Annotated in this window: 19 protein-coding genes and 1 pseudogene; 10 read left to right on the forward strand and 10 right to left on the reverse strand. The window is 72.0% G+C overall.

Annotated elements, in window-relative coordinates:
- Positions 1 to 10 precede the first annotated feature (10 nt).
- Both KRR39_RS14605 and KRR39_RS14610 read left to right on the forward strand, forming a co-directional pair.
- Positions 11 to 739 (forward strand): DUF3105 domain-containing protein, encoded by a 729-nt coding sequence (locus KRR39_RS14605; RefSeq protein WP_216937943.1) that lies wholly within the window; start codon positions 11 to 13, stop codon positions 737 to 739.
- Positions 740 to 745: 6 nt separating this feature from the next.
- On the forward strand, positions 746 to 1225 hold the full coding sequence (locus KRR39_RS14610; protein ID WP_216937945.1) for a VTT domain-containing protein: 480 nt from the start codon (positions 746 to 748) through the stop codon (positions 1223 to 1225).
- 16 nt (positions 1226 to 1241) lie between these two features.
- On the opposite strand, the gene KRR39_RS14615 is transcribed toward KRR39_RS14610, so the two are convergent.
- Positions 1242 to 1703, reverse strand: a complete 462-nt coding sequence (locus tag KRR39_RS14615) for an adenylyltransferase/cytidyltransferase family protein (RefSeq protein WP_216937947.1) — start codon at positions 1701 to 1703, stop codon at positions 1242 to 1244.
- 60 nt (positions 1704 to 1763) lie between these two features.
- On the opposite strand from KRR39_RS14615, the gene KRR39_RS14620 reads away from it, so the two are divergent.
- Positions 1764 to 2522 (forward strand): TIGR03089 family protein, encoded by a 759-nt coding sequence (locus KRR39_RS14620; RefSeq protein WP_216937955.1) that lies wholly within the window; start codon positions 1764 to 1766, stop codon positions 2520 to 2522.
- A 13-nt stretch (positions 2523 to 2535) separates the two neighbouring features.
- On the opposite strand, the gene KRR39_RS14625 is transcribed toward KRR39_RS14620, so the two are convergent.
- The 7 genes from KRR39_RS14625 to KRR39_RS14655 form a co-directional block, all read right to left on the reverse strand.
- Positions 2536 to 5328, reverse strand: a complete 2793-nt coding sequence (locus KRR39_RS14625; protein WP_216937957.1) for an FG-GAP-like repeat-containing protein — start codon at positions 5326 to 5328, stop codon at positions 2536 to 2538.
- 434 nt (positions 5329 to 5762) lie between these two features.
- The gene (locus KRR39_RS14630; RefSeq protein WP_216937959.1) at positions 5763 to 6557 is read right to left on the reverse strand and encodes an ABC transporter ATP-binding protein; all 795 of its coding nucleotides are present in this window, start codon (positions 6555 to 6557) and stop codon (positions 5763 to 5765) included.
- 1 nt (position 6558) lies between these two features.
- Positions 6559 to 7521: an ABC transporter permease gene (locus tag KRR39_RS14635; protein WP_254185156.1), complete on the reverse strand. Its 963-nt coding sequence runs from the start codon at positions 7519 to 7521 to the stop codon at positions 6559 to 6561.
- The gene (locus KRR39_RS14640) at positions 7518 to 9524 is read right to left on the reverse strand and encodes a glycosyltransferase (protein ID WP_216937960.1); all 2007 of its coding nucleotides are present in this window, start codon (positions 9522 to 9524) and stop codon (positions 7518 to 7520) included. Before KRR39_RS14640 ends, KRR39_RS14635 begins: the two co-directional genes overlap by 4 nt.
- A complete protein-coding gene (gene glf / locus KRR39_RS14645) occupies positions 9521 to 10693 on the reverse strand; it encodes a UDP-galactopyranose mutase (protein WP_216937962.1) in 1173 nt (390 codons plus the stop codon). Before glf ends, KRR39_RS14640 begins: the two co-directional genes overlap by 4 nt.
- A gap of 81 nt (positions 10694 to 10774) precedes the next feature.
- The gene (locus KRR39_RS24940) at positions 10775 to 12571 is read right to left on the reverse strand and encodes a glycosyltransferase (RefSeq protein WP_254185157.1); all 1797 of its coding nucleotides are present in this window, start codon (positions 12569 to 12571) and stop codon (positions 10775 to 10777) included.
- Positions 12572 to 12581: 10 nt separating this feature from the next.
- Complete coding sequence (locus tag KRR39_RS14655; protein WP_216937963.1) at positions 12582 to 14027, reverse strand: LCP family protein; 1446 nt, start codon at positions 14025 to 14027, stop codon at positions 12582 to 12584.
- Between the two features lie 240 nt (positions 14028 to 14267).
- On the opposite strand from KRR39_RS14655, the gene KRR39_RS14660 reads away from it, so the two are divergent.
- Genes KRR39_RS14660 through KRR39_RS14670 form a run of 3 tightly spaced genes read left to right on the forward strand, consistent with a single transcriptional unit; the run spans position 14268 to position 16706 of the window.
- The gene (locus KRR39_RS14660) at positions 14268 to 15605 is read left to right on the forward strand and encodes an LCP family protein (protein ID WP_216937965.1); all 1338 of its coding nucleotides are present in this window, start codon (positions 14268 to 14270) and stop codon (positions 15603 to 15605) included.
- A complete protein-coding gene (locus KRR39_RS14665) occupies positions 15602 to 16480 on the forward strand; it encodes a crotonase/enoyl-CoA hydratase family protein (RefSeq protein ID WP_216937967.1) in 879 nt (292 codons plus the stop codon). Before KRR39_RS14660 ends, KRR39_RS14665 begins: the two co-directional genes overlap by 4 nt.
- A 1-nt stretch (position 16481) precedes the next feature.
- Complete coding sequence (locus KRR39_RS14670) at positions 16482 to 16706, forward strand: hypothetical protein (RefSeq protein ID WP_216937968.1); 225 nt, start codon at positions 16482 to 16484, stop codon at positions 16704 to 16706.
- A 1-nt stretch (position 16707) separates the two neighbouring features.
- Here KRR39_RS14670 and KRR39_RS14675 read toward each other — a convergent pair whose 3' ends face one another.
- Positions 16708 to 17841 carry a carboxylate-amine ligase gene (locus KRR39_RS14675; protein ID WP_302053593.1) on the reverse strand — a complete coding sequence of 378 codons (1134 nt, stop codon included), beginning with the start codon at positions 17839 to 17841 and terminating at the stop codon, positions 16708 to 16710.
- Between the two features lie 72 nt (positions 17842 to 17913).
- On the opposite strand from KRR39_RS14675, the pseudogene KRR39_RS26180 reads away from it, so the two are divergent.
- The 4 genes and pseudogenes from KRR39_RS26180 to KRR39_RS14695 all read left to right on the forward strand — a co-directional run.
- Positions 17914 to 18480, forward strand: a pseudogene (locus KRR39_RS26180) (molybdopterin-dependent oxidoreductase); the annotation flags it as partial.
- A 19-nt stretch (positions 18481 to 18499) separates the two neighbouring features.
- A complete protein-coding gene (locus tag KRR39_RS14685; protein WP_216937972.1) occupies positions 18500 to 18970 on the forward strand; it encodes a molybdopterin-binding protein in 471 nt (156 codons plus the stop codon).
- A 4-nt stretch (positions 18971 to 18974) separates the two neighbouring features.
- Positions 18975 to 20348, forward strand: coding sequence for an FAD-binding oxidoreductase (locus KRR39_RS14690; protein ID WP_216937974.1), 1374 nt, complete (start codon positions 18975 to 18977; stop codon positions 20346 to 20348).
- Positions 20349 to 20483: 135 nt separating this feature from the next.
- The gene (locus tag KRR39_RS14695) at positions 20484 to 20912 is read left to right on the forward strand and encodes a hypothetical protein (RefSeq protein WP_216937976.1); all 429 of its coding nucleotides are present in this window, start codon (positions 20484 to 20486) and stop codon (positions 20910 to 20912) included.
- A 39-nt stretch (positions 20913 to 20951) separates the two neighbouring features.
- On the opposite strand, the gene KRR39_RS14700 is transcribed toward KRR39_RS14695, so the two are convergent.
- Positions 20952 to 22121: an acyl-CoA dehydrogenase family protein gene (locus KRR39_RS14700; RefSeq protein ID WP_216937978.1), complete on the reverse strand. Its 1170-nt coding sequence runs from the start codon at positions 22119 to 22121 to the stop codon at positions 20952 to 20954.
- Between the last annotated feature and the right edge of the window lie 28 nt (positions 22122 to 22149).

The raw sequence follows: 22149 nt of genomic DNA on the forward strand, positions 1-22149 counted from the left end.
CCGCTGGATCATGGCCAAGCCCAACAAGGACCGGGACCGTCGCGCGGTCGTCGAGCAGATGCGACGCGACCAGAAGAAGTCCGAGCGCCGGCGCACGATCATCGTGATCTCGGCGTGCGCCGTGGTGGCGCTCCTGATCATCGGCGCGGCCGCCGTACCCCTGATCAAGCAGAGCCGGCTGACGGCCGGGGACCTGGACACCCTCGGTGCGGCCGAGAGCGCGGCGGGCTGCCAGCCGATCGTGAAGAAGAAGGCGACCGGCAACCAGGAGCACAAGCCGGAGGGGACGACGATCACCTACTCCGACGCTCCCCCGGCGTTCGGCCCGCACTACCCGGTCACGGCCCCGTTCGAGCGGAAGTTCTACACCACCAAGGACCGCCCCAAGATCGAGTACGTCGTGCACAACCTCGAGCACGGCTACAGCCTGCTCTGGTACGACGCCACGATCGCGAAGAGCTCCGACCAGCTCGCCGTGGTCCGGGCGATCGCCGCGAAGTACGAAGGCACCAAGCTGACCGACAAGTTCATCGCGCTTCCGTGGACCTCCGAGGACGGCAAGGCCTTCCCCAAGGGCACCCACGTCGCGCTGACCCACTGGTCCGCCGGCGGCGACCCGACCGACGTGTCCAAGCAGCAGGGCATCTGGGAGTACTGCGCCAAGCCCAGCGGCAAGGTCGTGCAGAAGTTCACCGCCGACTACCCCTACAGCGACTCGCCCGAGCCCCAGGCGATGTAGTCCGGAGTGCCGGGACATCTCGCGGACCTGCTCGGCGTGGTCGGGGTGGCGTTCGCCTCCGCGCTCGTGCCGCTGATCAACATCGAGGCTTACCTCGGCGTGCGCGGCTCGGTCGGCGGCATCGAGAACGTGTGGGTGCTCGGCCTGGCCGCCGCGCTCGGACAGATGGTCGGCAAGCTCGTGTGGTACTACCTCGGCGCCAGCTCGCTGAGCTGGGCCTGGGTGCGCCGGCGCATGGAGACGCCCAAGGCGCGGGCCCGCCTGGAGAAGTGGCGCACCCGCACCCACGAGCGGCCGCTCTTCGCTGGCGCGCTGGTGTTCCTGTCCGCGTTCAGCGGCTTCCCGCCGTTCGCGATCCTGTCGGTGCTCGCCGGCCAGCTGCGGATGAGCCTGACGCTGTTCTTCGTGCTCGGCCTGGCCGGACGCTGGCTGCGCTTCACCGCCGTGCTCGGCGGCGCCGAGTGGCTGGTCCGGCTGGCCCGCTGACCGGCGGGAGCGACGCTCAGGCGCCGCCCTCGAGCTCGGCCTGGATGCGGGTGCTCGAGTCGGCCTTGGACTCGCCGCCCACGCCGTAGACGAGCTCGATGCGGTTGCGCTCGGCCGCGGCCCGCTCGGCCTCGGGGATGCCGTCCGCGTCCGGCGAGCGGTCCCCGCCGTTGCAGAACTCCAGCTCGGTGTCCGGGTAGCGGCGGCGGATCTCGTCGAACGTCTCGTCGATGCCCGGGCCGGACTCCATGGCCACGATCGCGTCGTCCACGACGCGCAGCGCGGCCACGATCCGCGTCCGGACGTCCGCGGTCTGGATGATCCGGCCCTTCTTCAGCAGCTGCTGGGCGTCGTTGTTGACCACCACCACGAGGTAGCCGGTGCGCGCCCGGGCCTGCTCGAACAGGTCGAGGTGACCCTGGTGGAAGGGGTTGAAGTAGCCGCTGACGATGCTCGCCCGGCGAGGGTGTTCGGACATGCGCGGCAGTGTAGTCACCGGGGCGGCCGCCCCCGCCCCGACGCCCGGCCGGTCCGTACAGTGCGGGCATGGCCACCCCCCTCCCCCCCGACGTTCCCCGCCGCCCTCGCGGCACTGCTCCGCAGCGACCCGTCCCGGCCCCTGGTCACGTTCTACGACGACGCCACCGGCGAGCGGATCGAGCTGTCGGTGACCACCTACGCCAACTGGGTGGCCAAGACCGCCGGCCTCGCCACCGACGAGCTCGACGCCGAGCGCGGGGGGCTCGTGCTGGTGGACCTGCCGACGCACTGGCAGGGCGCGGTGTGGCTGGGTGCGGCCTGGAGCGTCGGCCTGACGGTGACCGACGACCCGGCGCTCGCGGGCCGGGCCGACCTGGTCGTGTGCGGGCCGGACCGCGTCGCGGCGTACGCCTCCCTCGCGGAGCGGGTGCCGGTGGTCGCCCTGTCGCTGCGGCCGCTCGGCGGCCGGTTCGCCGAGCCGCTGCCGGCGGGGGTGACCGACTACGGCGCCGTGGTGCTGGCGCAGCCGGACGTGTTCGTGGCCTACGACCCGCCGACCGGTGACGACGTGGCCTGGCGCGACGCGGAGGGTACGTCGACCCAGGCCGACCTGCTGGCCGGGGCGGCCGGCGTCGTGACGGCCGGCGGCCGGCTGCTCACCGACGTGAACCCGTGCACCCGGGCCGGCCTGGCGACCGTCCTGGGTCCGCTGGTCGCGGGCGCCGGGGTGGCGTGGGTCCGGCACCCGGACGGGTCCGGGTGGGACCGCCGTGCGGAGCAGGAGCGGGCGACCGACCTGCTCCGCCGGGCGGACTGAGGGCCGCGGGACCTCAGCCGGCGAGGTCGAAGCGCCCCAGGCTGCCCATGAACAGCTTGCGTGCCCCGAACCCGGTCGACGTGCCCGGCAGCGTCCAGAGCGTGCCGGTGCTCCTCTCCCGGGCCAGCAGGTCCTGCCGCTTGTCGCCGGTGACGTCCCCGACGGCCAGCAGCCAGTCGTAGCCGCTGCCCAGCGAGCCGATCCTCGTCGCGCCGGTGAGCCCGCCCGGGCCGTTGCCCGAGTAGAGCACCAGCGACCCGTCGCTGCGCCGCACCAGGCTGTCGGGGGACCCGTCGCCGTTCCAGAGCCCCATCCCGACCTGCTGCGTCGCCGTGACCGCGGCGTACGCCACGTAGCTGGCCCGGAAGCCGGACGAGCCGTTGCTCGGGTAGATCCGCATGGCACCGCCGGAGGGCTGGCCCATCAGGTCGGGGTAGCCGTCGCCGGTGAGGTCGCCCACCGCGGCGAGCAGCCGGACCGACCCGAAGCCGGTGCCGGCCTGCACCGGCGCCGCGAAGGAGCCGGTGCCCTGACCGCGCAGCAGGTACATCACGCCGTCCGCGGACCGCGACATCACGTCGCCCTTGCCGTCGCCGTTCCAGTCGCCGACGTTGAGCAGCAGGTTGGCGCTCGGGAAGGACCGGCCCATCGGGACCAGCGTCTTGCCGTTGGTGGCGCCGCTGCCGGTGAACACCATCAGCCGGCCCTTGGCGTCCCGGCCGACGAGGTCGCCGGCGGCCGAGCCGCGCACCTGTCCGGGCGAGAGCAGCCGGTCGACCCCGGACGCGGCGGTGAACGGCCCGCGACGGGCGGTGAGACCGCCCCGGCCGTTGCCCGGGTAGACCCAGGTCTGCTTGGTGGCGCGGTTGCGCGCCACCACGTCGGGCACGCCGTCCTGGGTGAGGTCGCCGCCCGCGGCCGTCAGGTCGAAGCCGGACCAGCTGCCGGAGAGCAGCCTGCGCGCGCCGAGCCTGCTGCCGGTGCCCGGGACCAGCCACAGCCTGCCGTCGCTGCTGCGGGCGACCAGGTCCGGGTGCCCGTCCTTGTCGAAGTCGCCGGCCCCCGTCGTCGTCGTGTAGCCGCCCCAGTGCAGCGACAGCGTGCGGTGCGTGGCGCCGAAGCCGCCCGAGCCGTCGCCGTAGTAGACGTAGAGCCGCTTGTTGGTGCCGTTGCGGCCGACGACGTCGCCGTGGCCGTCGCCGTTCCAGTCGCCGACGCCGGTGAGCTGGTCGGCCGCGGCGAACCGCTGGCTCGGCTTGATCCCGGTGCCGAAGTGCCCGGTGCCGTCCCCGGGGAGCACCTTGGTGCTGCGGGTCGAGCGGGTGCGGGCGAGGAGGTCCGTCGTGCCGTCACCGGTGACGTCGCCGACGGCGGTGAGCTGGTCGACGCCCGACAGCCCGGAGCGCGCGACCGAGCCCCGCGTGAAGCCGGACTGCCCGCCGCTGCGCAGCACGTAGCCCTGCTTGGTGGTCTTGTCGCGCAGCACCACGTCCGGCGCGGTCGTGCCGGTGAGGTTCGCGGTGCGGTTCCGGCTGGCGAAGGACTTCTGGTAGGCCACGGCGAGCTGCCGGATCCGCGGGATCTGGGCGTAGAGGTACTTCCCGGGGCACGCGGTCTGGCCGACGTCGCGGTGCCCGTTGATCGCCGGGAGGTAGCGCTTGGTGACCCACTGCTTCATGGAGCCGGCGCCGACGCCGTGCAGGCTGAGCTTCCAGGCGAACAGCCGGCCGTAGGCGTCCAGCACGGCCGCCGAGGGCTGGGCGGTCTCGTAGTTGCCGATCGCGGACATCGCGAACGCGTCGTCGTTGTAGCCGAGGGTGTGCGCCCCGACGACGGGACGGTCGACGCCGCCGTACCGGCCCTCCCAGATCCGCCCGAAGCGGTCGACCAGGAAGTTGTAGCCGACGTCCGACCAGCCGCGGGACTGCGTGTGGTAGGCGTAGATGCCGCGGATGATCGCGGGCACCTGGGCGGCGGTGTAGTTGTTCGCGTTCACGGTGTGGTGGACGAAGCCGGCGTGCACCTCGCCGTAGTGCAGCGAGGACGAGTCGCGCATCCGCTCGTCGGCGCCCCACTGGGCCCGCGAGTAGATCATCGGCTTGGCGGTGACCGCGCCCGCGGCCAGCGACGCGTCGTCCGCCGGGTCCGTCGTGGCGGGGTCGGTCGTGGCGGGGTCGGTCGTGGCGGGGTCGGTCGTGGTGGGGTCGGTCGCGGCGGGGTCGGTCGTGGCGGGGTCGGTCGTCGGGACCACCGGCTCGGTGGCCGGGTCGGTCGGGGTGGTCCCGGTCGTGTCGGCCGAGGACAGGTCGAGCGTGCCGGTGTCGATCGCCGGCTTCTCGACGGCCGCGGCGGTCTGGGCGCCCGGGTCGACGAGCGCGAGCTGCATGCCGGCCGGGGCCTGGCCGGAGTCCGTGACGGCCTTGATCTGCACGTCGTCGACGTGGCCGACGTACACCGGGTCGGTACCGGGGCGGGTCCGGCCGGACTCGGCGCTGCCCGCGTCAGGGCCGTGCTCGTCGTGGTACGGCATGGTCTCCCAGTCCGACCAGGTGCCGTCGGTCTCGGTGCGCACGGAGACCTTCAGGGCCTCCTCGGAGACCCGCTCGCCGTCGGCCCAGGTGACGCCGACGGTGGCCAGGCTGTCGACCGGCTGCGGGGCGGACAGCACGGCGAGGTCGTCGGTCTCGGGGTCGCCCTCGGCGGCGGCCAGGGTCGCCTCGCCTCCCGGCGCGCGGGAGGCCGGGCTGCCGGTGCCGAGCGCCTCGAGCCCCCGGCGGTTCACGCCACCCAGCGGTACGGCGGTCACCCGCGGCTTCCACGGGCCGGGAGGAGACCAGCGAGGGCGTGCCGCCCCCGCCCACGGCGGCGTCCGTCACGGAGCTGCTGCCCGACCCGTCACCCGCGGGGACGGGAGCGGTCACGCCGGCGGCGTGCGGACGGGCCGGGGCCACGATGTCCAGGGTCACCATGTTCGCCGCCGGGGCCGCGATGGCGGCCACCAGCGCGAACGCCAGACTCTGCTGGCACAGGAGCACGAATCGGCTTCTGTTCTCGGGCATCGGGGGGTACTCCTGTGGGTCTACGAGATTCACATGAGTACCAAATGTCACAGCAGCAACAGGGGCCCGCAAGGGCTTCCTGCTAACTACAAACGTGTAATTTCCCCTGCCCCGCTGGGGGAAACCCGAACCGTGACCTGCCCGTTATGCCCCCCCGGGACCGCCCGGTGTGGCCGGCGCCTCAGACGTCGGCGCCGAGCTCCTCGTCGTCGTTGTCCTGGTTGTCCTCGGAGCTCACGTCCTCGGCGTCCGTGTCGTCGTACTGCAGGTAGCGGATCCCCTCGTCGACGGGACCGTCGTACCCGAGCACGCCCTTCTCCAGGACCAGCACCCGGTCGCACATCTTGCGCACCGAGTTGGCGGCGTGGCTGACGTAGAGCATCGTGCGGCCCTCGTCGCGGATCTCCTGCATGCGGGCCATGCACTTCTTCTTGAACGGGCGGTCGCCGACGGCGAGCACCTCGTCGATCAGGAAGATGTCGGAGTCGGTGTTCACCGCGACCGCGAAGCCGAGCCGGGAGAACATGCCCGAGGAGTAGTGCCCGACGGGGGTGTCGAGGAACTTCCCGATGTCGGCGAACTCCACGATCGCGTCGAACTTGCGGTCCGTCTCGGCCTCGCTCATGCCCAGGATGGCGGCGTTGAGGTAGACGTTGTCGCGGCCGGTCATCTGCGGGTGGAAGCCGGCGCCGGTGGCGATCAGCCCGGCGATCCGGCCGCGGGTGAGCACCTCGCCCGAGTCCGGCTTCATCACGCCGTTGATGAGCTTGAGCAGCGTGCTCTTCCCGGAGCCGTTCAGTCCCATCAGGCCGACCGACTCGCCCTGCTCGATGGTGAACGACACGTCGTCCACCGCCAGGAAGCTGTCGCTGATCTTGTTGCGCCGCATCGCCGCGATCGTGATCTGCTTGATCGTGCGGTGGTAGCGCATGGTGAACTCTTTGCTCGCGTGGCGAGCGACGATCGACTCGGTCATCTCAGAGCCGCTCGGCGAACTTGCCCTCGAGGCGCGAGAACGCCCGCTGGCAGAGCACCAGGATGACGAAGGAGGCGGCGAGCATGATCCATCCCAGCAGGTAGAGGTGGTGCGGCAGGTCGGGGTAGCCGATCGCCGACGGGTTGCCGCCGGGCAGGCAGTAGGTCGTCACCGTCGCCGAGCAGTCCGGGAACGTCGGGATCCAGATGCCGCGCTGGATCAGGATCACCGCGATCGTCAGCGGGTTGGAGAGGTAGAGGTAGTAGAACCAGCTGTCCCCCATGCTGCTGGTCGCCAGCCGCGAGAAGGGGTACATCATCGGCACGATCCAGTGCGTGAAGAGCATGAAGGTCGCGACGATGTTCTGGAAGTCCTTGAAGAACACGTTCATCGCCGAGAACAGCAGCGCCAGGGCGGTGCCGAGCACCGTGATGATCGCGAACCCGAGGAACAGGGCGAAGACGCCCTGGGTGTCGGGACGCCAGCCCACCGCGATCGAGGCGATGAACAGGATCAGGATCTGCGGGAAGGTGTTGACCGCGGAGACGATCACCGTGGCGACCGGGAACATCTCCCGCGGCATCGCCATCTTGCGGACCAGCGCCTTGTTCTTCACGATCGCGCGGGTGCCGGCGGAGAACGTCTCGGTGAAGAAGTGCACCCCGACCAGCGCGCAGAACAGGTGGATCGCGAAGTTCGGCAGGTCCTTGTGCAGGCCGAGGACCAGGCCGATCACGAAGAAGTACATGGCGAACCGGACCAGCGGCAGCACGTAGGACCACAGCAGGCCGAGGATCGACCCCTGGTAGCGGGAGGTCAGCTCCTTCTGGACGAGCAGCTTGAGCAGGTAGCGACGCTGGAACACGTCGACGAGGCCGCCGCCGGAGAAGGGGGAGGCCAGCGGCGCGTCCGGCGGCGGACGCTTGTCCACCGTCGGCGGCGGCGACTCGGACCGGGTCGTCACGACTCCTCCTTGGCTGACGAGATGTCGAAGGTCTTGGCCCACTGGTCGGGCGAGACGATGTCCGGGAGCGCGCCGCGGTAGCGCCGGGCCAGCTCGGGCCACTCGCGGTAGAGCCGCTGGTGGATGTCCACGGTCCGCTTGAGCAGGTCGCGGAACTCCTCGGTGTCGCGCTGGTACCACGACGCGCTGGTGCCGTCGGGCATCGAGACGACGACGGAGTCGAACTGCGCGATCATCCACCACTTGGCGTCCATCGCGGCCAGCCGGGCCTCCGGGTGCCGCTCGGCGAGCGCGCGCACCGGCCGGGCCTGCCGGACCGCGCTGGTGGCCGCGGCGACGAGCTGCGCTGCCCGCCCCTTGGGCTGGGTCGGGTCCTGGCCCTTCTTCGGCGGCTTCGCGCGACGTACGGCGGGGAACGCCTCGGGGTCGGGCGTGGTCTGCGCGTCGGCGTACTGCTTGCGCTTGGCCTGGAGCTCGGGCAGCTTCGTGAGCAGGTCGCCGTGCAGCTTCTCCGGCCCGGCGAGCACGTCCTCGAGGGCGAGGTGCCGCAGCTCTGCGGTGGAGTACTGCATCGAGAACAGGTGCTTGACCTGGTGGTTGAAGCTCTCCCGGACGATCCGGCCACCCCGCTCGTAGGGCGAGTGCAGCAGCGCCGCGATCGTCCGGTTGCGCTGGTGGAAGTAGGACTGCCAGTCCAGGGCGTCGTTCTTGTCGGTCCACGGGACGTGCCAGACGGCGGCGCCGGGCAGGGTCACCGTCGGGAAGCCGGCCTCGCTCGCGCGGACGCCGAACTCCGAGTCGTCCCACTTGATGAACAGCGGCAGGCTGAGCCCGACCGTGCGCAGCACCTCGGTGGGGATCAGGCACATGAACCAGCCGTTGAAGTCCACGTCGATGCGGCGGTGCAGCCACCGCGAGCTGCGCAGGTTGCGGCCGGCGAAGTCCCAGTCGGTCTCCACCGTGGGCGGGGACTGCCACCAGAACCGGTAGGGGTTGATGATCTCGCCGAAGCTGTGCAGCCGGGCCTTGGAGTAGAGGCTGAACATGTGCCCGCCGACGATCGTCGGGGTGCGGCACAGGTCGCCGAACGTGACCGCGCGCACGATGCTCTCCGGCTCGCAGACCACGTCGTCGTCCATGCACATCATGTACGTCGACCGGCCGGCCTCGAGGGTCTCGAACTGCGAGCGGGCGTAGCCGCCGGAGCCGCCCATGTTGCCCTGCTCGATGAGCCGCAGCTTGCCGCGCAGGGACTCCTCGGCGGCCGGGTAGAGCGCGTCGTCGGCGACCTTCTTGGTGCCCTGCTCGACGACGATGACCTCGTCGAGGACCGCGTGCACGTCCTCGTCGCCACCGATCTGGGCGAGCAGCTTGGCGCAGAAGTCCGGCCGGTTCATCGTGGTGATGCCGATGGTCACGGAGCCGGAGGCGGCCCGGTCCGCGGGCACGTCCGCCACCCAGGTCGCCTCGTGGAGGGTGGCGCCCGACGGCCCGGCGACGATGTCGAACCAGTACCAGCCGCCGTCGCCGAACGGGGTCAGCGGCAGGTCGAAGCGGAACTCCTCGCGGTCCGTGCCGGACGTGGAGGCCGAGTCGACGCGCTGCGAGCGGCCGTTGGGCATCGAGCGGTAGACCACCACCGAGGAGGTCTCCCCGGTCAGCGCGACGTGCAGCGCGACCTCGGAGACGACCGTCCAGCGGCGCCAGTAGCTCGCCGCGAACCCGTTGAAGTAGGTGCCGAACGAGATCCGCTGGCTCTCCGGGACGCGGTAGCTGTGCCGGCCGAGCACCGCGTGCGGGTCGGGCTCCTGCTGGGCGTTGGGCTCGGTCGGCGGGAGCTTGCCGCGCTGGGTCTGGGTGAGGCCGGACTTGTCCACGTCGAGCTCGGGCCGGTCGGGGTCGACGTACAGCGGGAGCACGTCCATGTCCCGGTCGACCGGGAGCACCACCCGCTGCAGGACGCGGCGCACGGTGCCGGGGGTCGTTCCTGTGGTCACGGTCATGCGTCGACTCCTCCGCTCTGCAGCGCCGCTCCGGACTCGAAGTGGGGCTTGAGCTTGTTGTCGTACATCGACAGCGCGGACCCGATGGCCATGTGCATGTCGAGGTACTTGTAGGTGCCGAGCCTGCCTCCGAACAGCACCATGGGCTCCTGCTGGGCGAGCTCGCGGTACTTCAGCAGCTTCTCGCGGTCCTCGGCGGTGTTCACCGGGTAGTACGGCTCGTCGTCCTCCTCCGCGAAGCGGGAGTACTCGTGGACGATGACCGTCTTGCCGGAGATGTAGGTCCGCTCCGGGTGGAAGTGCTTGAACTCGTGGATCCGGGTCCAGGGCACGTCCTGGTCGTTGTAGTTCATCACCGCGCAGCCCTGGAAGTCGTCGACCTCCTTGACCTCGGCCTCGAGGTCGACGGTGCGCCACGACAGGCGCCCCTCGGAGTTGCCGAAGTACTCGTCGACCGGGCCGGTGTAGACGATCGGGACCTTGCCCTTGAACTCGTCGGCCACGTCGAAGAAGTCGGTCTCGAGGCGGACCTCGATGTTCGGGTGGTCGGCCATCCGGGTCAGCCACGCGGTGTACCCGTCGGTGGGGAGGCCCTCGTAGGTGTCGTTGAACCACCGGTTGTCGAAGTTGTAGCGGACCGGGAGGCGGGTGATGATGTCCGCGCTCAGCTTGGTGGGGTCGGTCTGCCACTGCTTGGCGGTGTAGCCCTTGATGAAGGCCTCGTAGAGCGGCCGGCCGATCAGGCTGATCGCCTTCTCCTCGAGGTTCGTCGCCTCCGACGTCTCGATCTCGCTGGCCTGCCCGGCGATCAGCTCGCGGGCCTCGTCCGGGGTGTGGCTCCTGCCGAAGAACTGGTTGATCAGCCCCAGGTTCATCGGGAGCGAGTAGACCTGGCCGTCGTACTGGCCGAAGACCCGGTGCTGGTAGTTCGTGAACGTCGTGAACCGGTTGACGTACTCCCAGACGCGCTCGTTCGAGGTGTGGAAGAGGTGCGCGCCGTAGACGTGCATCTCGATCCCGGTCTCCGGGTCGGCCTCGCTGTACGCGTTCCCGCCGAGGTGGTGGCGGCGCTCGAGCACGAGGACCTTCAGTCCCAGCTCGTTCGCACAGCGTTCGGCGATCGTCAGTCCGAAGAACCCGGATCCGACGATGACGAGGTCAGCGTTCAACACACACTCCTGGTTGGGGAAGCAGCGGTCAGTCTATCGGCCGTCGGCCCGGGGCCCCGCATCCGCGCGGCGTCGACCCGGTCACGCTCCCGCGGCGCCCCGGTTGGCGATCAGGGCGCGGTAGGCGAGCTTGCGCAGGACCTCCGGCACGAGACGGTACCCCCCGCGGACCACGACGTTGCGGAGGTACTGCCCGCGCGTGGTGATGCCGAGCTGCCGGAACCGCCGCTGCACGGCCAGCTCGGAGCGCAGCAGCTCGCGGCCCCCGCGGCGGGCGTAGGCGCCGGCGCCGACCCGGTAGCAGACCAGCGGCTCGGCGAGGTTCGCCGGCCGGGCGCCGGCGTCGACCATCCGGGCGAACAGGAGGTAGTCCTCCATCAGCGCCATGTCGGTGTAACCGCCGGCCGCCTGGACCGCGCTGCGCCGGTAGACCACGGTCGGGTGGTTGAACGGGTCGCGGAAGCGGATCGCGCGGCGGATCTCGTCGGGGTCGGTGGGCGGCGTACGGCGGCCGACCACGTCGTCGATGCCGGTGCCGAACTCCAGCAGCCCGCTGCCCACGATGTCCGCGCCCGCCTCGACCACCGGCAGCTGCTTCTCGAAGCGGGTCGGCACGCTGACGTCGTCGGCGTCCATCCGGGCCACGATCTCGTGGTCGCAGGCGGACAGCCCGCGGTCCAGGGCCGGGCCGAGCCCGAGGTTCTCCTCGATGACGAGGTGGTGGACCGGCACCGGGCTGCCCGCGACCAGGTCCGCGATCGTCCCGGCGAGCAGGTCCGGCACCGGGCCGTCCTGGACGAGCACCACCTGGTCCGGGCGCCGGGTCTGCTCCTGGACGCTGGAGGTGAACGCGTGCGCGAGGAAGCCGGCGTCGTCGCCGCCGTACACCGCGAGCAGCAGGGAGAACGGCTGGCCCGGGCCGACGACCCGCTCCTCCTCGTGCGGCGACCAGCCGGCCTCGCCGAGCACCACGCCGTTGGACCGGGGGCGCGTGGTCAGGCCGGTGCGCAGCCCCGTGCCGAGGCCGCGGGCCAGGGTGCGACGGTCGCCCGAGCGCGCGAAGGTGCGTCCCCAGCGGCGGACCGTCGAGCCGCCGTACAGGAGCTTCTCGGCGGGGCTCAGCCCGGTGCCCCGGGTGAACAGCCAGACCTTGTTGCGGACCTCGTAGAAGAACCGCTCCCCCGGGTCGGCGTCGGTGGACCCGAACACCTTGGTCTTGTGCACGACCACGCTGTCCGGCACCGACAGCCCGGCGCGGCCCCGGATCAGCCGGGTGGAGTACTCGAAGTCGTCGTTCCACAAGAAGTAGTCGGCGACCGGCAGCCCACGTTCGCGGACCACCGCGGCGTCGCACATGATCGAGACGAAGGACGCCGAGCGGACCGGGACGCAGCCCACCTGTGCGGCGGCCGCGCGCTCCCGCGACGAGGCGAAGGGCTTCGGGCGCGGGGTGTTCATCGGGTGGTCGCGGCCGTCGGTCCACACCACGCGGCTCGCGAGCACCGCGGGCCGCCGTGCCGGGCGCCGCCCCGAGCCGGTCGCGGGGTACGTCGACCAGGCGGCGACCAGCCGCTCGGCGGCGGTCGGCGTCGGCACGGTGTCGTCGTCGAGGAGCCACACCAGGTCCGGGGCCAGGGTCAGCGCGCGCTCGATGCCGGCGGCGAAGCCACCGGCGCCACCGGTGTTCGCGGTCAGGTGGACGACGTGCAGACCGGTGTGGTCGCGGGCCAGGAGCTCGGCCGTCCCGTCGGTGCTGGCGTTGTCCACGACCACCACCTCGAGGGGTGCGTGGGTCTGGGCGGCCAGCGCGGCCAGCGACTCCACGAGGAGGTCCCGCCGGTTCCACGTGACGACGACGGCGACGACCCGGGCACTCACAGGCGGCACCCTACCGACCGGTCAGCAGGCGCTCGACAGGTCGGTGGACTCGTTGGCCGCGTAGCCGTCGTGCAGGTTGCCGATCGAGCCGCCCACGGTCGTCTTCCGGCCGTGGGAGTACCCCTTCTTGGCGGTGCTCGACTTCGCGCCCGCCGCGGCCCCGGCGGCCCGGTCGCTGTTCGTGTCGGCGGCCGGCTTGGACCCCCTCGGAGCGGTCGATCGCGGCGCCCACCATCGACTGCACCTTCGCGATGTCGGGGTGACCGGTGTTGATCGTCGGCGGCACGAAGGACACCGTGCCGACCGGCTGCGAGCGGGCCTTCATCGCCAGCTCGGCGAACGTCCCGAGCTGGGAGGCGGGCAGGTCGGTGGTGAGGAGCTGCTCGCTGGCCTTGGCGATCTTCTCGAAGTTCGCGACCACGACCTGCGGGGAGAGCTGCTGCAGCATCGCGTTCATCACGCACTTCTGCCGGGCCATCCGCGAGTAGTCGTCCGCGCTCTCCCGGGAGCGCGCGAACCACAGGGTCTCGAAGCCGTTCAGCCGCTGCACGCCGGGCTCGATGTAGCCGGTGACCGGGCCGCCGACGCCGCCGATCGGGATCCGGTCGCGGACGTTCAGCGTGAGCCCGCCGACCGCCTGGACCATGTTGCGGAACCCCTGGAGGTTGACCATCGCGTAGTAGTTGATGCTCAGCCCGGTGATGCCCTCGACGCCCTCGACGGTGGCCTCGACGCCGGGGTTGGCGTAGCCCTTGAAGAGCTCCTTGTTGTCCTGGGCCCAGGTCGACAGGCTGTTCAGCTCGCAGCCGTCGCAGTCGTAGCCGTCGGGGAACTGCTCGGCCATCACCGAGTCCTTGGCGAACGGGAAGTTCATCATGTTGCGCGGCAGGCCGAACAGGATCGTCTTGCCGGTGTCGGCGTCGATGCTGGCCACGGTCAGGCTGTCGGGGCGCAGGCCCCAGCGGTCCGCGCCCGAGTCGCCGCCGAGCAGCAGCACGTTGTAGCGGCCGTGGGTGGCCGAGGAGGCGGTGCCGTCCCCGAACATCGCGCTGATGAAGCCGCGCTGCACGGCCACCATGTGCGAGGCGAACAGCAGCGAGCCGGCGACCGAGAAGCACAGCGCGCCGTTCAGCCCGACCATCGCGAGCCGCTGCTTCTGCCTCAGCTCCAGGGGCTGGCCGAGCCGCCAGGCGTCCACGAAGAGCACCGCCCAGCCGATCGCGAGGGCGCACAGCAGCAGCCGGATGAAGCCCAGGACGACGGTGTTGCTCGCGAACCAGAAGATGAACCCGTGCCAGACCAGGCCGAGCAGCACGACCGCGACGGCCGTGCCGACGACCGACAGCCACACGCGCAGCGCGATGCGGCCGACGTCGCGGCGACCGGCGACCAGCTGCGCGGAGCCGGGCAGGAACAAGGTCATCAGCAGCAGCGTGACGGCGCGACGGAAGCGCACGCGCGACAGCGCGGCGTCCTGCGAGGAACCGCCGAACCGCGACCCACGCGGTGCGGGAGCGCCTGACCCGGGGGAAGAGACGGGTGGCATGTTGTCTGGGCCTTTCGAGCGGGTGGCTGCGACGGTCAAGTATCACCAGTCACATCCGCCACATCCGTGACGGCGCGCCGGGCGACCGGTCCCGATCCCCCGCCCGCGCCGGTGCCCGGGTCGGACAGGTCCACCCGGTACCGTCTGCGCATGGCAGATCGTCCCGGGGGCAACAGCGACAGCGCCGAGGAGCCGGGCTACGACTGGCTCTACGGCACCCGGCGCCGTGGCGTGGGCGGATCCCCGGAGGCCGCCCGGGGCCCCGCGGGCGCCGACGACCCGACGCAGGTCCAGCCCGTCCAGCCGCGCCCGGCACGGGCCGGGCAGCAGCGTCCCGGCCCCCGCGACCCCGAGCCCACCCAGATGCTGCCGACCGTGCCACGCCCGGACGCCGCGTCCTCCAGCCGGTCCGCGGGCCGCTCCGGCGGCCCCTACGAGACCCCACCGCCCGCCCGGTCCCGCAGCACCGGCAGCTCCGGCGGCTCGGGCGGCCGGCGACCCGTGGCCCCGCCGCCGCCCTCGGGCCCGTCCCGGAGCCGGCCCCGCTTCCGGGTCGGCTGGCTGAAGTACGTCCTGGTGCTGTGGCTGGCGTTCCTGGTCGCCGTCCCGCTGCTGGCCTGGTCGAAGATCGACAAGGTGGACGCGACGCCCAGCGGTGAGCGCCCGTCGTCGCAGCCGGGGACGACGTACCTCCTGGTCGGCAGCGACAGCCGCGAGGGGCTCACCCGCAAGCAGCAGCTCGCGTACGGCGTCGGCCGGGCCGAGGGCCGCCGGACCGACACGATCATGCTGCTGCACACCGGGTCGGGCCCGAACATGCTGATGTCGATCCCGCGCGACTCGATCGTGCCGGTCCCGGGCCACGGCACGACCAAGATCAACGCCGCCTTCGCGTACGGCGGCCCGAAGCTCCTGGTCGAGACCGTCGAGCAGAACACCGGGATCCGGGTGGACGACTACGTCGAGATCGGGTTCGCCGGCTTCATCGGCGTCGTGGACGCCGTCGGCGGCGTGCGGATCTGCCCCAAGCAGGCGATGAAGGACAAGCTCGCCAGCCTCGACATCAAGAAGGGCTGCCAGGAGGTGCAGGGCACCGAGGCGCTCGGCTACGCGCGCTCCCGGCACACCTCCGGGCTCGGCGACATCGCCCGCGCCCAGCACCAGCGCGAGGTGGTCAGCGCGGTCGGCGCCAAGGCCGCCTCCCCGTGGACCGTCCTTAACCCGGTGCGCTACTACCGGCTCGCGATGGCCGGTGCCCAGTCGCTGCGGGTGGGCAAGGACACCGGGATGATCGCGACGATGCGGTTCGCCTGGGCGATGACCCGGGTCGACGGCAAGAACGGGCTGACCTGCGGCGTGCCGATCTCGGACCTCGCGGTGCACTGGGACCCCGAGCGCTCCCGGCGGATGTTCAAGCTGATCCAGGAGGACCGGACCGCCGACATCTCCAGGAGCCTGTGCCGGCAGAGCGGGCTGCGCAACCAGTGAGCGACTACGAGACCCTCGACTGGACCGTCGAGGACCGCATCGCGACGATCACCCTGGACCGTCCCGACCAGCTCAACGCCTTCACCGTCACGATGGCCGACGAGCTCGTGGACGCCTTCGACCGGGCGAGCGCCGACGACGCCGTGGCTGCGGTCGTGGTCACCGGACGCGGCCGGGCCTTCTGCGCCGGCATGGACCTGTCCTCGGACGGCAACGTCTTCGGGCTCGTGGAGTCCCTGGAGCCCACGCTCGAGGACCTGCACCTGCGCCTGGAGGACCCGGAGATCGTCGCCGGGGTCCGGGACACCGGCGGCCGGGTGACGCTGGCGATCTACCGCTGCACCAAGCCCGTGATCGGCGCGGTCAACGGCGCCGCGGTCGGCATCGGCGCCACCATGACCCTGCCGATGGACGTGCGGCTCGCCTCAGACCGGGCCCGGATCGGCTTCGTGTTCGGCCGGCTCGGGATCGTCCCCGAGGCGGCGTCCTCCTGGTTCCTGCCCCGGATCGTCGGGATCAGCCGGGCCCTGGAGTGGGTGTACTCCGCCGACGTCCTGAGCGCCGAGGAGGCGCTCGCCGGCGGACTCGTGCGCTCGGTCCACCCGGACGGGGAGCTGCTCGACGCGGCGTACGCCCTGGCCCGGAAGTTCACCGCGAACCGCTCCCCCGTCGCCACCGCGCTGGCCCGCCAGATGATGTGGCGCAACAGCGCCCAGCCGCACCCGATCGAGGCGCACCGGGTCGACTCGCTGGCGATGTTCTTCACGAGCCGCGGCGACGGCGCCGAGGGCGTGCGGGCGTTCCGCGAGAAGCGCGACCCCGAGTTCACCGGACGGACGACGGACATGCCGCCGTTCTACCCCTGGCAGGAGTGACATGAGCGCGGACTACACGGTCGTCTTCGACCTGTCGCCGACGGCGAAGGGTGCCTACTACGTCGCCGGGGACGTGGTGTGGTTCGACGCCCGGGTCTGCCTGGTGCAGGGCACCGTCCGGCTCGACGGCACCCGGTTCCGGGCCACCCTGCGGGTCGTGCCGCACCCGACGCCGGACCAGCGCCGGGCCGCCGAGGCGTGGCGCCGGCAGATGTACCCGGCCTGACCTACGCCCAGGACTCCTCCGTACGACGGGCCAGGTCCTCGACCACGGCGCGCAACGAGCCGGCCGACTCGAGCACCCGCCGCTGCCGCGTCGCTCCGGTCCCGGTGGCCACCAGCCGCTCGAACGACGCGCTGACCCGGTCCAGGTCCCCGCTCTCCCGGAGGGCCTCGCGGCAGTGCTCCACGGTCGCCTCGAAGACCTCGCGGGCCGGGGCGAGCCGCGCCTCGACGGGGTGCACCAGGTCACCGGCCAGGCCGTGCCGGGCGGCCCGCCAGCCGGCCACCTGGAGCAGGTCGCCGCGCCAGGTCGGCCGGGTCGGGTCGGCGGCCACGGTGGCGACCAGGGCCCGGGCCAGCAGCGCGACGAGCAAGGCGTCCTCCACGTCGGTGCAGACGTCGGCGACCCGGATCTCGACGGTCGGGTAGTCCGCGGCGAGCCGGACGTCGAAGTACAGCATCCCGGCGTCGAGTCCCGCCCCCCAGCCGAGCATCTGCTCGGAGACCGCGCGGTAGGTCGCGACGTCGCCGAACGGCTGGGCCGGTCCGGCGGTGGGCCAGCGGCTCCACACCTGCGAGCGCCAGCTGGCGTGGCCGGTGTCGCGGCCCTGCCAGTAGGGCGAGTTGGCGCCCAGCGCGACCAGCAGCGGCAGCCAGGGCCGGATGCCGTCGACCACCCGGACCGCCTCCGCGTCCGACGCCACGTCGACGTGCATGTGCATGGCGCACACCAGCGACTGGCGGGCCATCTCGCCGTACTCCGCCTGGATCTGCCGGTAGCGGGACTTGGGGGTGAAGTGCTCGTCCTGCTCGGCGAGCACCGGGGTCGCCATCGCCACCGCCCGTGCCCCCGCGGCGGCGGCCGCCTCGCCCACCGCGCGCCGGCCGGCCCGCAACCCGACGAGCAGGTCCTCGGCACGCTCGCAGGGCGGGGTCGAGGTCTCGATCTGCTGGAGGAACAGCTCGTGCCCCACCTCCTCGGGTGCCTCGTTGGCGAGCACGGCGGACTGGGACACGGCGGTCAGCTGACCGGTGGTCGGGTCGACGAGCATCAGCTCTTCCTCGACGCCGATCTTGCGGGGGGGACATGGGGGGCACCGTCCCCCACAGCGCCGGGACCATGCCCCGCCTGTGAGGATGAGCCCGACGGGACGGCGCCCGGCCGAGGGCCGCCGCGGACGGAGGCACGGGTGCAGGGCAAACGCGAGGACATGCTCGTCCACGAGCGGGAGCCGTACAACGCGGAACCCTGCCGTGCCGCGCTCGTAGGGGCGCCGCTCACCCCGGTCGACACGTTCTACAGCCGCAACCACGGGCCGGTGCCGGACCTCGACCCGGAGACCTGGCGGCTCACCGTCGACGGGCTCGTCGGGACCGCGCTGTCCCTGTCGCTGGCCGACCTCAGGACCCGGTTCGAGCGGCACGAGCTGGTGGCGACGCTGCAGTGCGCCGGCAACCGACGCACCGGCCTGCTCGCCGTGCGCGACATCCCCGGCGAGGCACCCTGGGACGGCGGGGCGACGGGCACCGCGTCCTGGGCCGGGGTCCGGCTCGGTGACGTGCTCGCCGAGGCGGGCGTCCTCGAGGGCGCCGCGCACGTCGAGCTGCTGGCTCCCGACCTGGCCGCCGACGCCAGGCCCGTGCAGCCGTTCGGAGGATCCCTGCCGGTCGCCAAGGCGGTCGCGCCCGAGGTGCTGCTGGCCTGGGAGATGAACGGCGAGCCCCTCACCCCGCTGCACGGAGCCCCGGTCCGGGTGGTCGTCCCGGGCTGGATCGGCGCCCGCAGCGTGGAAGTGGGTGGAGCGCGTGCACGTCCGCGCCGACCCCTCGGAGAACTACTTCCAGGCCACGGTCTACCGGCTGCTCCCGGCCGACGGCCGGGCCGCGCCCGGCCGGGGTACGTCGCTCGGCCCGGTCGCCCTCAACACCGAGATCCTGCACCCGGAGCCGGGAGCGGAGGTCGCCGCCGGCCCGGTCGAGGTGAGCGGCTACTCGTTCGCCGGCGACGACCGGGACGTCGTGCGGGTGGACGTGTCGACCGACGGCGGCGAGACCTGGTCGCAGGCCGACCTCGGCGACGACCAGGGCCCGTGGGCCTGGCGGCTGTGGCGGCTCACGGTCGAGCTCCCGGTGGGCGGGACCCGGATCCTCGCCCGCGCCTGGGACAGCACCGGCGCGACGCAGCCGTCCAGCCCGGCGCACGTCTGGAACCCGAAGGGCTACGTCAACAACTCCTGGGCCGACGTCACCGTCCACGCGGTCGACTGACCTCGTGGCCTCCTCCGTGCTGTCCTCGCTGCAGGACCTGCTCCCCGCCGACCGGCTCACCGACGACGCGGCGGTCCTCGCGTCCTACGTCCACGACGAGGCCGAGTGGGCGACCTTCGGCGCCCCCGTCGCGCTGGCGCGTCCCCGCACGACCGCCGAGGTGCAGGCCGTGGTGCTCGCCTGCGTGCGGACCGGCACTCCCCTGGTCACCCGCGGGGCCGGCACCGGGCTGTCCGGCGGCGCCAACGCGGTGGACGGGTGCGTGGTGCTGTCCACCGAGAAGATGACCGCGATCACCGAGATCAACTCCGTCGAACGGCTCGCGGTCGTGCAGCCGGGCGTCGTCAACGACCACCTCCGGGCCGCTTGCGCCGAGCACGGCCTGTGGTACCCGCCCGACCCGGCCAGCGCGCCGTGGTCCACGATCGGCGGCAACGTCGCCACCAACGCCGGCGGCCTCTGCTGCGTGAAGTACGGCGTGACGCGCGACTACGTGCTCGAGCTCGAGGTCGTCAACGGGCTCGGCGAGGTGGTCCGGCTCGGTCGACGTACGGCCAAGGGCGTCGTGGGCTACGACATGGTCGGCCTGATGGTCGGCTCCGAGGGGACGCTGGGCGTCGTCACCGAGGTCACCGTCCGGCTGCGCAACGCCCGAGCGCCGGAGCGGACCGTCGTCGGGTTCTTCGACAGCGTGGTCGACGCCGGCCGGGCCGTCGAGGCGATCGGCGCCGGCGGCGTGGTGCCCTCGGCCCTGGAGCTCGTCGACCGGCACTGCCTGAAGGCCGTCGACGACTGGAAGAACATGGGGCTCTCGGTCGACGCGAACGTCGTGCTGCTCGGCCGCAGCGACACCGCCGGGGCCGCGGGCGACGAGGAGGCGGCCACCATGCTGCGCTGCTTCGAGGAGTCCGGAGCCACGTTCGCTGCGGCGTCGACCGACGCCGCCGAGGCCGAGGCGCTGTTCGACGCCCGCCGGCTCGCCTACCCAGCCCTGGAGCGGCTCGGCCCGCTGCTGACCGAGGACGTCTGCGTCCCCAAGGCGGCGGTGCCGGAGATGCTGGCCCGCGTCGAGGCGGCCTCCGTCCGGCACGACGTGCTGATCGCCAACATCGCGCACGCGGGCGACGGCAACCTGCACCCGTTGATCAGCACCCCGCCCGGCGACGCGGCCGCGCAGTCCCGTGCGCAGGCCGCCTTCCGCGACATCATCGCGGACGCGCTGGCCCTCGGCGGCACGGTCAGCGGGGAGCACGGCGTCGGGCTGCTCAAGCGGGACGGCCTCGCCCAGGAGCTCTCCCCGCAGGTGGTCGCGATGCAGCGGGCGGTCAAGGCGGCGCTCGACCCGCACGGCATCCTCAACCCCGGCAAGGTGCTGTAACGGTGCCCTCTGGCCGCGGCCGCCTACCTCGTTGTGCATAACCACCCCGTAGCCGGCCGGGGATGGCAGGCTTGATGGGCAGACACGGGGGCGCATCGGTGAGCACGGTCGTCTCCCAGAGACGAACGGACCCCGATGAGCGACCACACCACGCCCGAGCCCTCCGGCTACACGCAGCCGATGGCGCCGTACGGGCAGCCACCCCAGCACCCGGCACAGGGTCCGGTCCCGTACGGCCAGCCGCAGCACCCCGGGCAGCCGCCGTACCCGCCCCAGGGCTACGTCACCGCCCCCGTCCCGTACGGCGCCTACCCGCCGATGCAGGTAGCCCCCAAGAGCCCTGGCCTGTCCCTGCTCGCGTCATTCTTCCTGCCCGGGCTGGGCAGCATGATCAACGGCGAGGCGGGCAAGGGCGTGGCGATCCTCCTCTGCTGGATCGTCAGCTGGGTGCTCACAATCGTGCTGATCGGCTTCCTCGGCCTGCTGGGCTTCTGGATCTGGGGGATGGTGGACGGCTACCAGGGCGCCCGCAAGTGGAACCTGGCCCACGGCATCATCAGCTGAGCCGATCCGACGACCGGGACCGCTGGATGCCCGGGCAGATCAGAGCTCGCTCTGGATCCCTGCCAGCAGCTGCCGTGCCATCACGATCCGCTGCACCTGGTTGGTGCCCTCGTAGATCTGGGTGATCTTGGCGTCGCGCATCATCCGCTCGACCGGGTAGTCCTTGGTGAACCCGTAGCCGCCGAGGACCTGCACCGCGTCCACGGTGACCGCCATCGCGGTGTCCGAGGCGAAGCACTTCGCGGCGGCGCCGAAGAACGTGAGGTCCTTGTCGTTGCGCTCGGAGCGGCCGGCCGCGGCGTAGGTGAGCTGGCGGGCCGCCTCCACCTTCATGCCCATGTCGGCGAGCATGAACTGGAGGCCCTGGAAGTCGGCGATCGGCTTGCCGAACTGGGTGCGCTCCTGGGCGTAGTCCAGCGCGTAGTCCAGGGCGCCCTGGGCGATGCCGACGGCCTGCGCGGCGATCGTCACGCGGGTGTGGTCCAGGGTGCGCATCGCGGTCAGGAAGCCGGTGCCCTCCGCTCCGATGATCCGGTCCGCGGGGATCCGCACGTTGTCGAAGTAGACCTCGCGGGTCGGGGACCCCTTGATCCCGAGCTTCTTCTCCGGGGCACCGAAGGAGACGCCGGGGTCGGACTTCTCGACCACGAACGCCGAGATGCCGGTGGACCGCTTGGCGGGGTCGGTGACCGCGAAGACCGTGTAGTACTCCGAGACGCCGGCGTTGGTGATCCAGCGCTTCACGCCGTTGAGGACCCACTCGTCGCCCTCGCGCACGGCGCGGGTCTTCATGGCGGCGGCGTCCGAGCCGGCCTCGGGCTCGGACAGGCAGTAGGAGAACATCGCGGTGCCGGCCGCGACCGGGGAGAGGTACTTCTTCTTCAGCTCCTCGGAGCCGGCCAGGATGATCGGCATCGTGCCGAGCTTGTTGACACCGGGGATCAGCGACGACGAGGCGCAGGCCCGGGCGATCTCCTCGATGACGATGCAGGTCGCGAGCGCGTCGGCCCCCGCGCCGCCGTACTCCTCGCCGATGTGCGGCGCGGCGAAGTCCGAGGCGACCAGTGCGTCGTACGCCGCCTGCGGGAACTCGCTGAGCTCGTCGACCTCGGCCGCGTGCGGGGCGACCTTGGCGTCGCAGACCGCACGCACGGCCTCGCGGATCGCCTGGTGCTCCTCGGACAGCGCGTACAACGGATAGTCGTTCATGCTCGGATCCTACTGCTCAGTAGCCCTG

The organism is Nocardioides panacis, assembly GCF_019039255.1.
Taxonomy (GTDB): Bacteria; Actinomycetota; Actinomycetes; order Propionibacteriales; family Nocardioidaceae; genus Nocardioides_B; species Nocardioides_B panacis.

Coding starts and splice junctions, on each gene's coding strand:
- KRR39_RS14630 (WP_216937959.1), bottom strand. CDS start 6,557: ATGACCGAGTCGATCGTCGCTCGCCACGCGAGCAAAGAGTTCACCATG.
- KRR39_RS14660 (WP_216937965.1), top strand. CDS start 14,268: ATGGCAGATCGTCCCGGGGGCAACAGCGACAGCGCCGAGGAGCCGGGC.
- KRR39_RS14640 (WP_216937960.1), bottom strand. CDS start 9,524: ATGACCGTGACCACAGGAACGACCCCCGGCACCGTGCGCCGCGTCCTG.
- KRR39_RS14695 (WP_216937976.1), top strand. CDS start 20,484: ATGAGCGACCACACCACGCCCGAGCCCTCCGGCTACACGCAGCCGATG.
- KRR39_RS14605 (WP_216937943.1), top strand. CDS start 11: ATGGCCAAGCCCAACAAGGACCGGGACCGTCGCGCGGTCGTCGAGCAG.
- KRR39_RS14615 (WP_216937947.1), bottom strand. CDS start 1,703: ATGTCCGAACACCCTCGCCGGGCGAGCATCGTCAGCGGCTACTTCAAC.
- KRR39_RS14670 (WP_216937968.1), top strand. CDS start 16,482: ATGAGCGCGGACTACACGGTCGTCTTCGACCTGTCGCCGACGGCGAAG.
- KRR39_RS14700 (WP_216937978.1), bottom strand. CDS start 22,121: ATGAACGACTATCCGTTGTACGCGCTGTCCGAGGAGCACCAGGCGATC.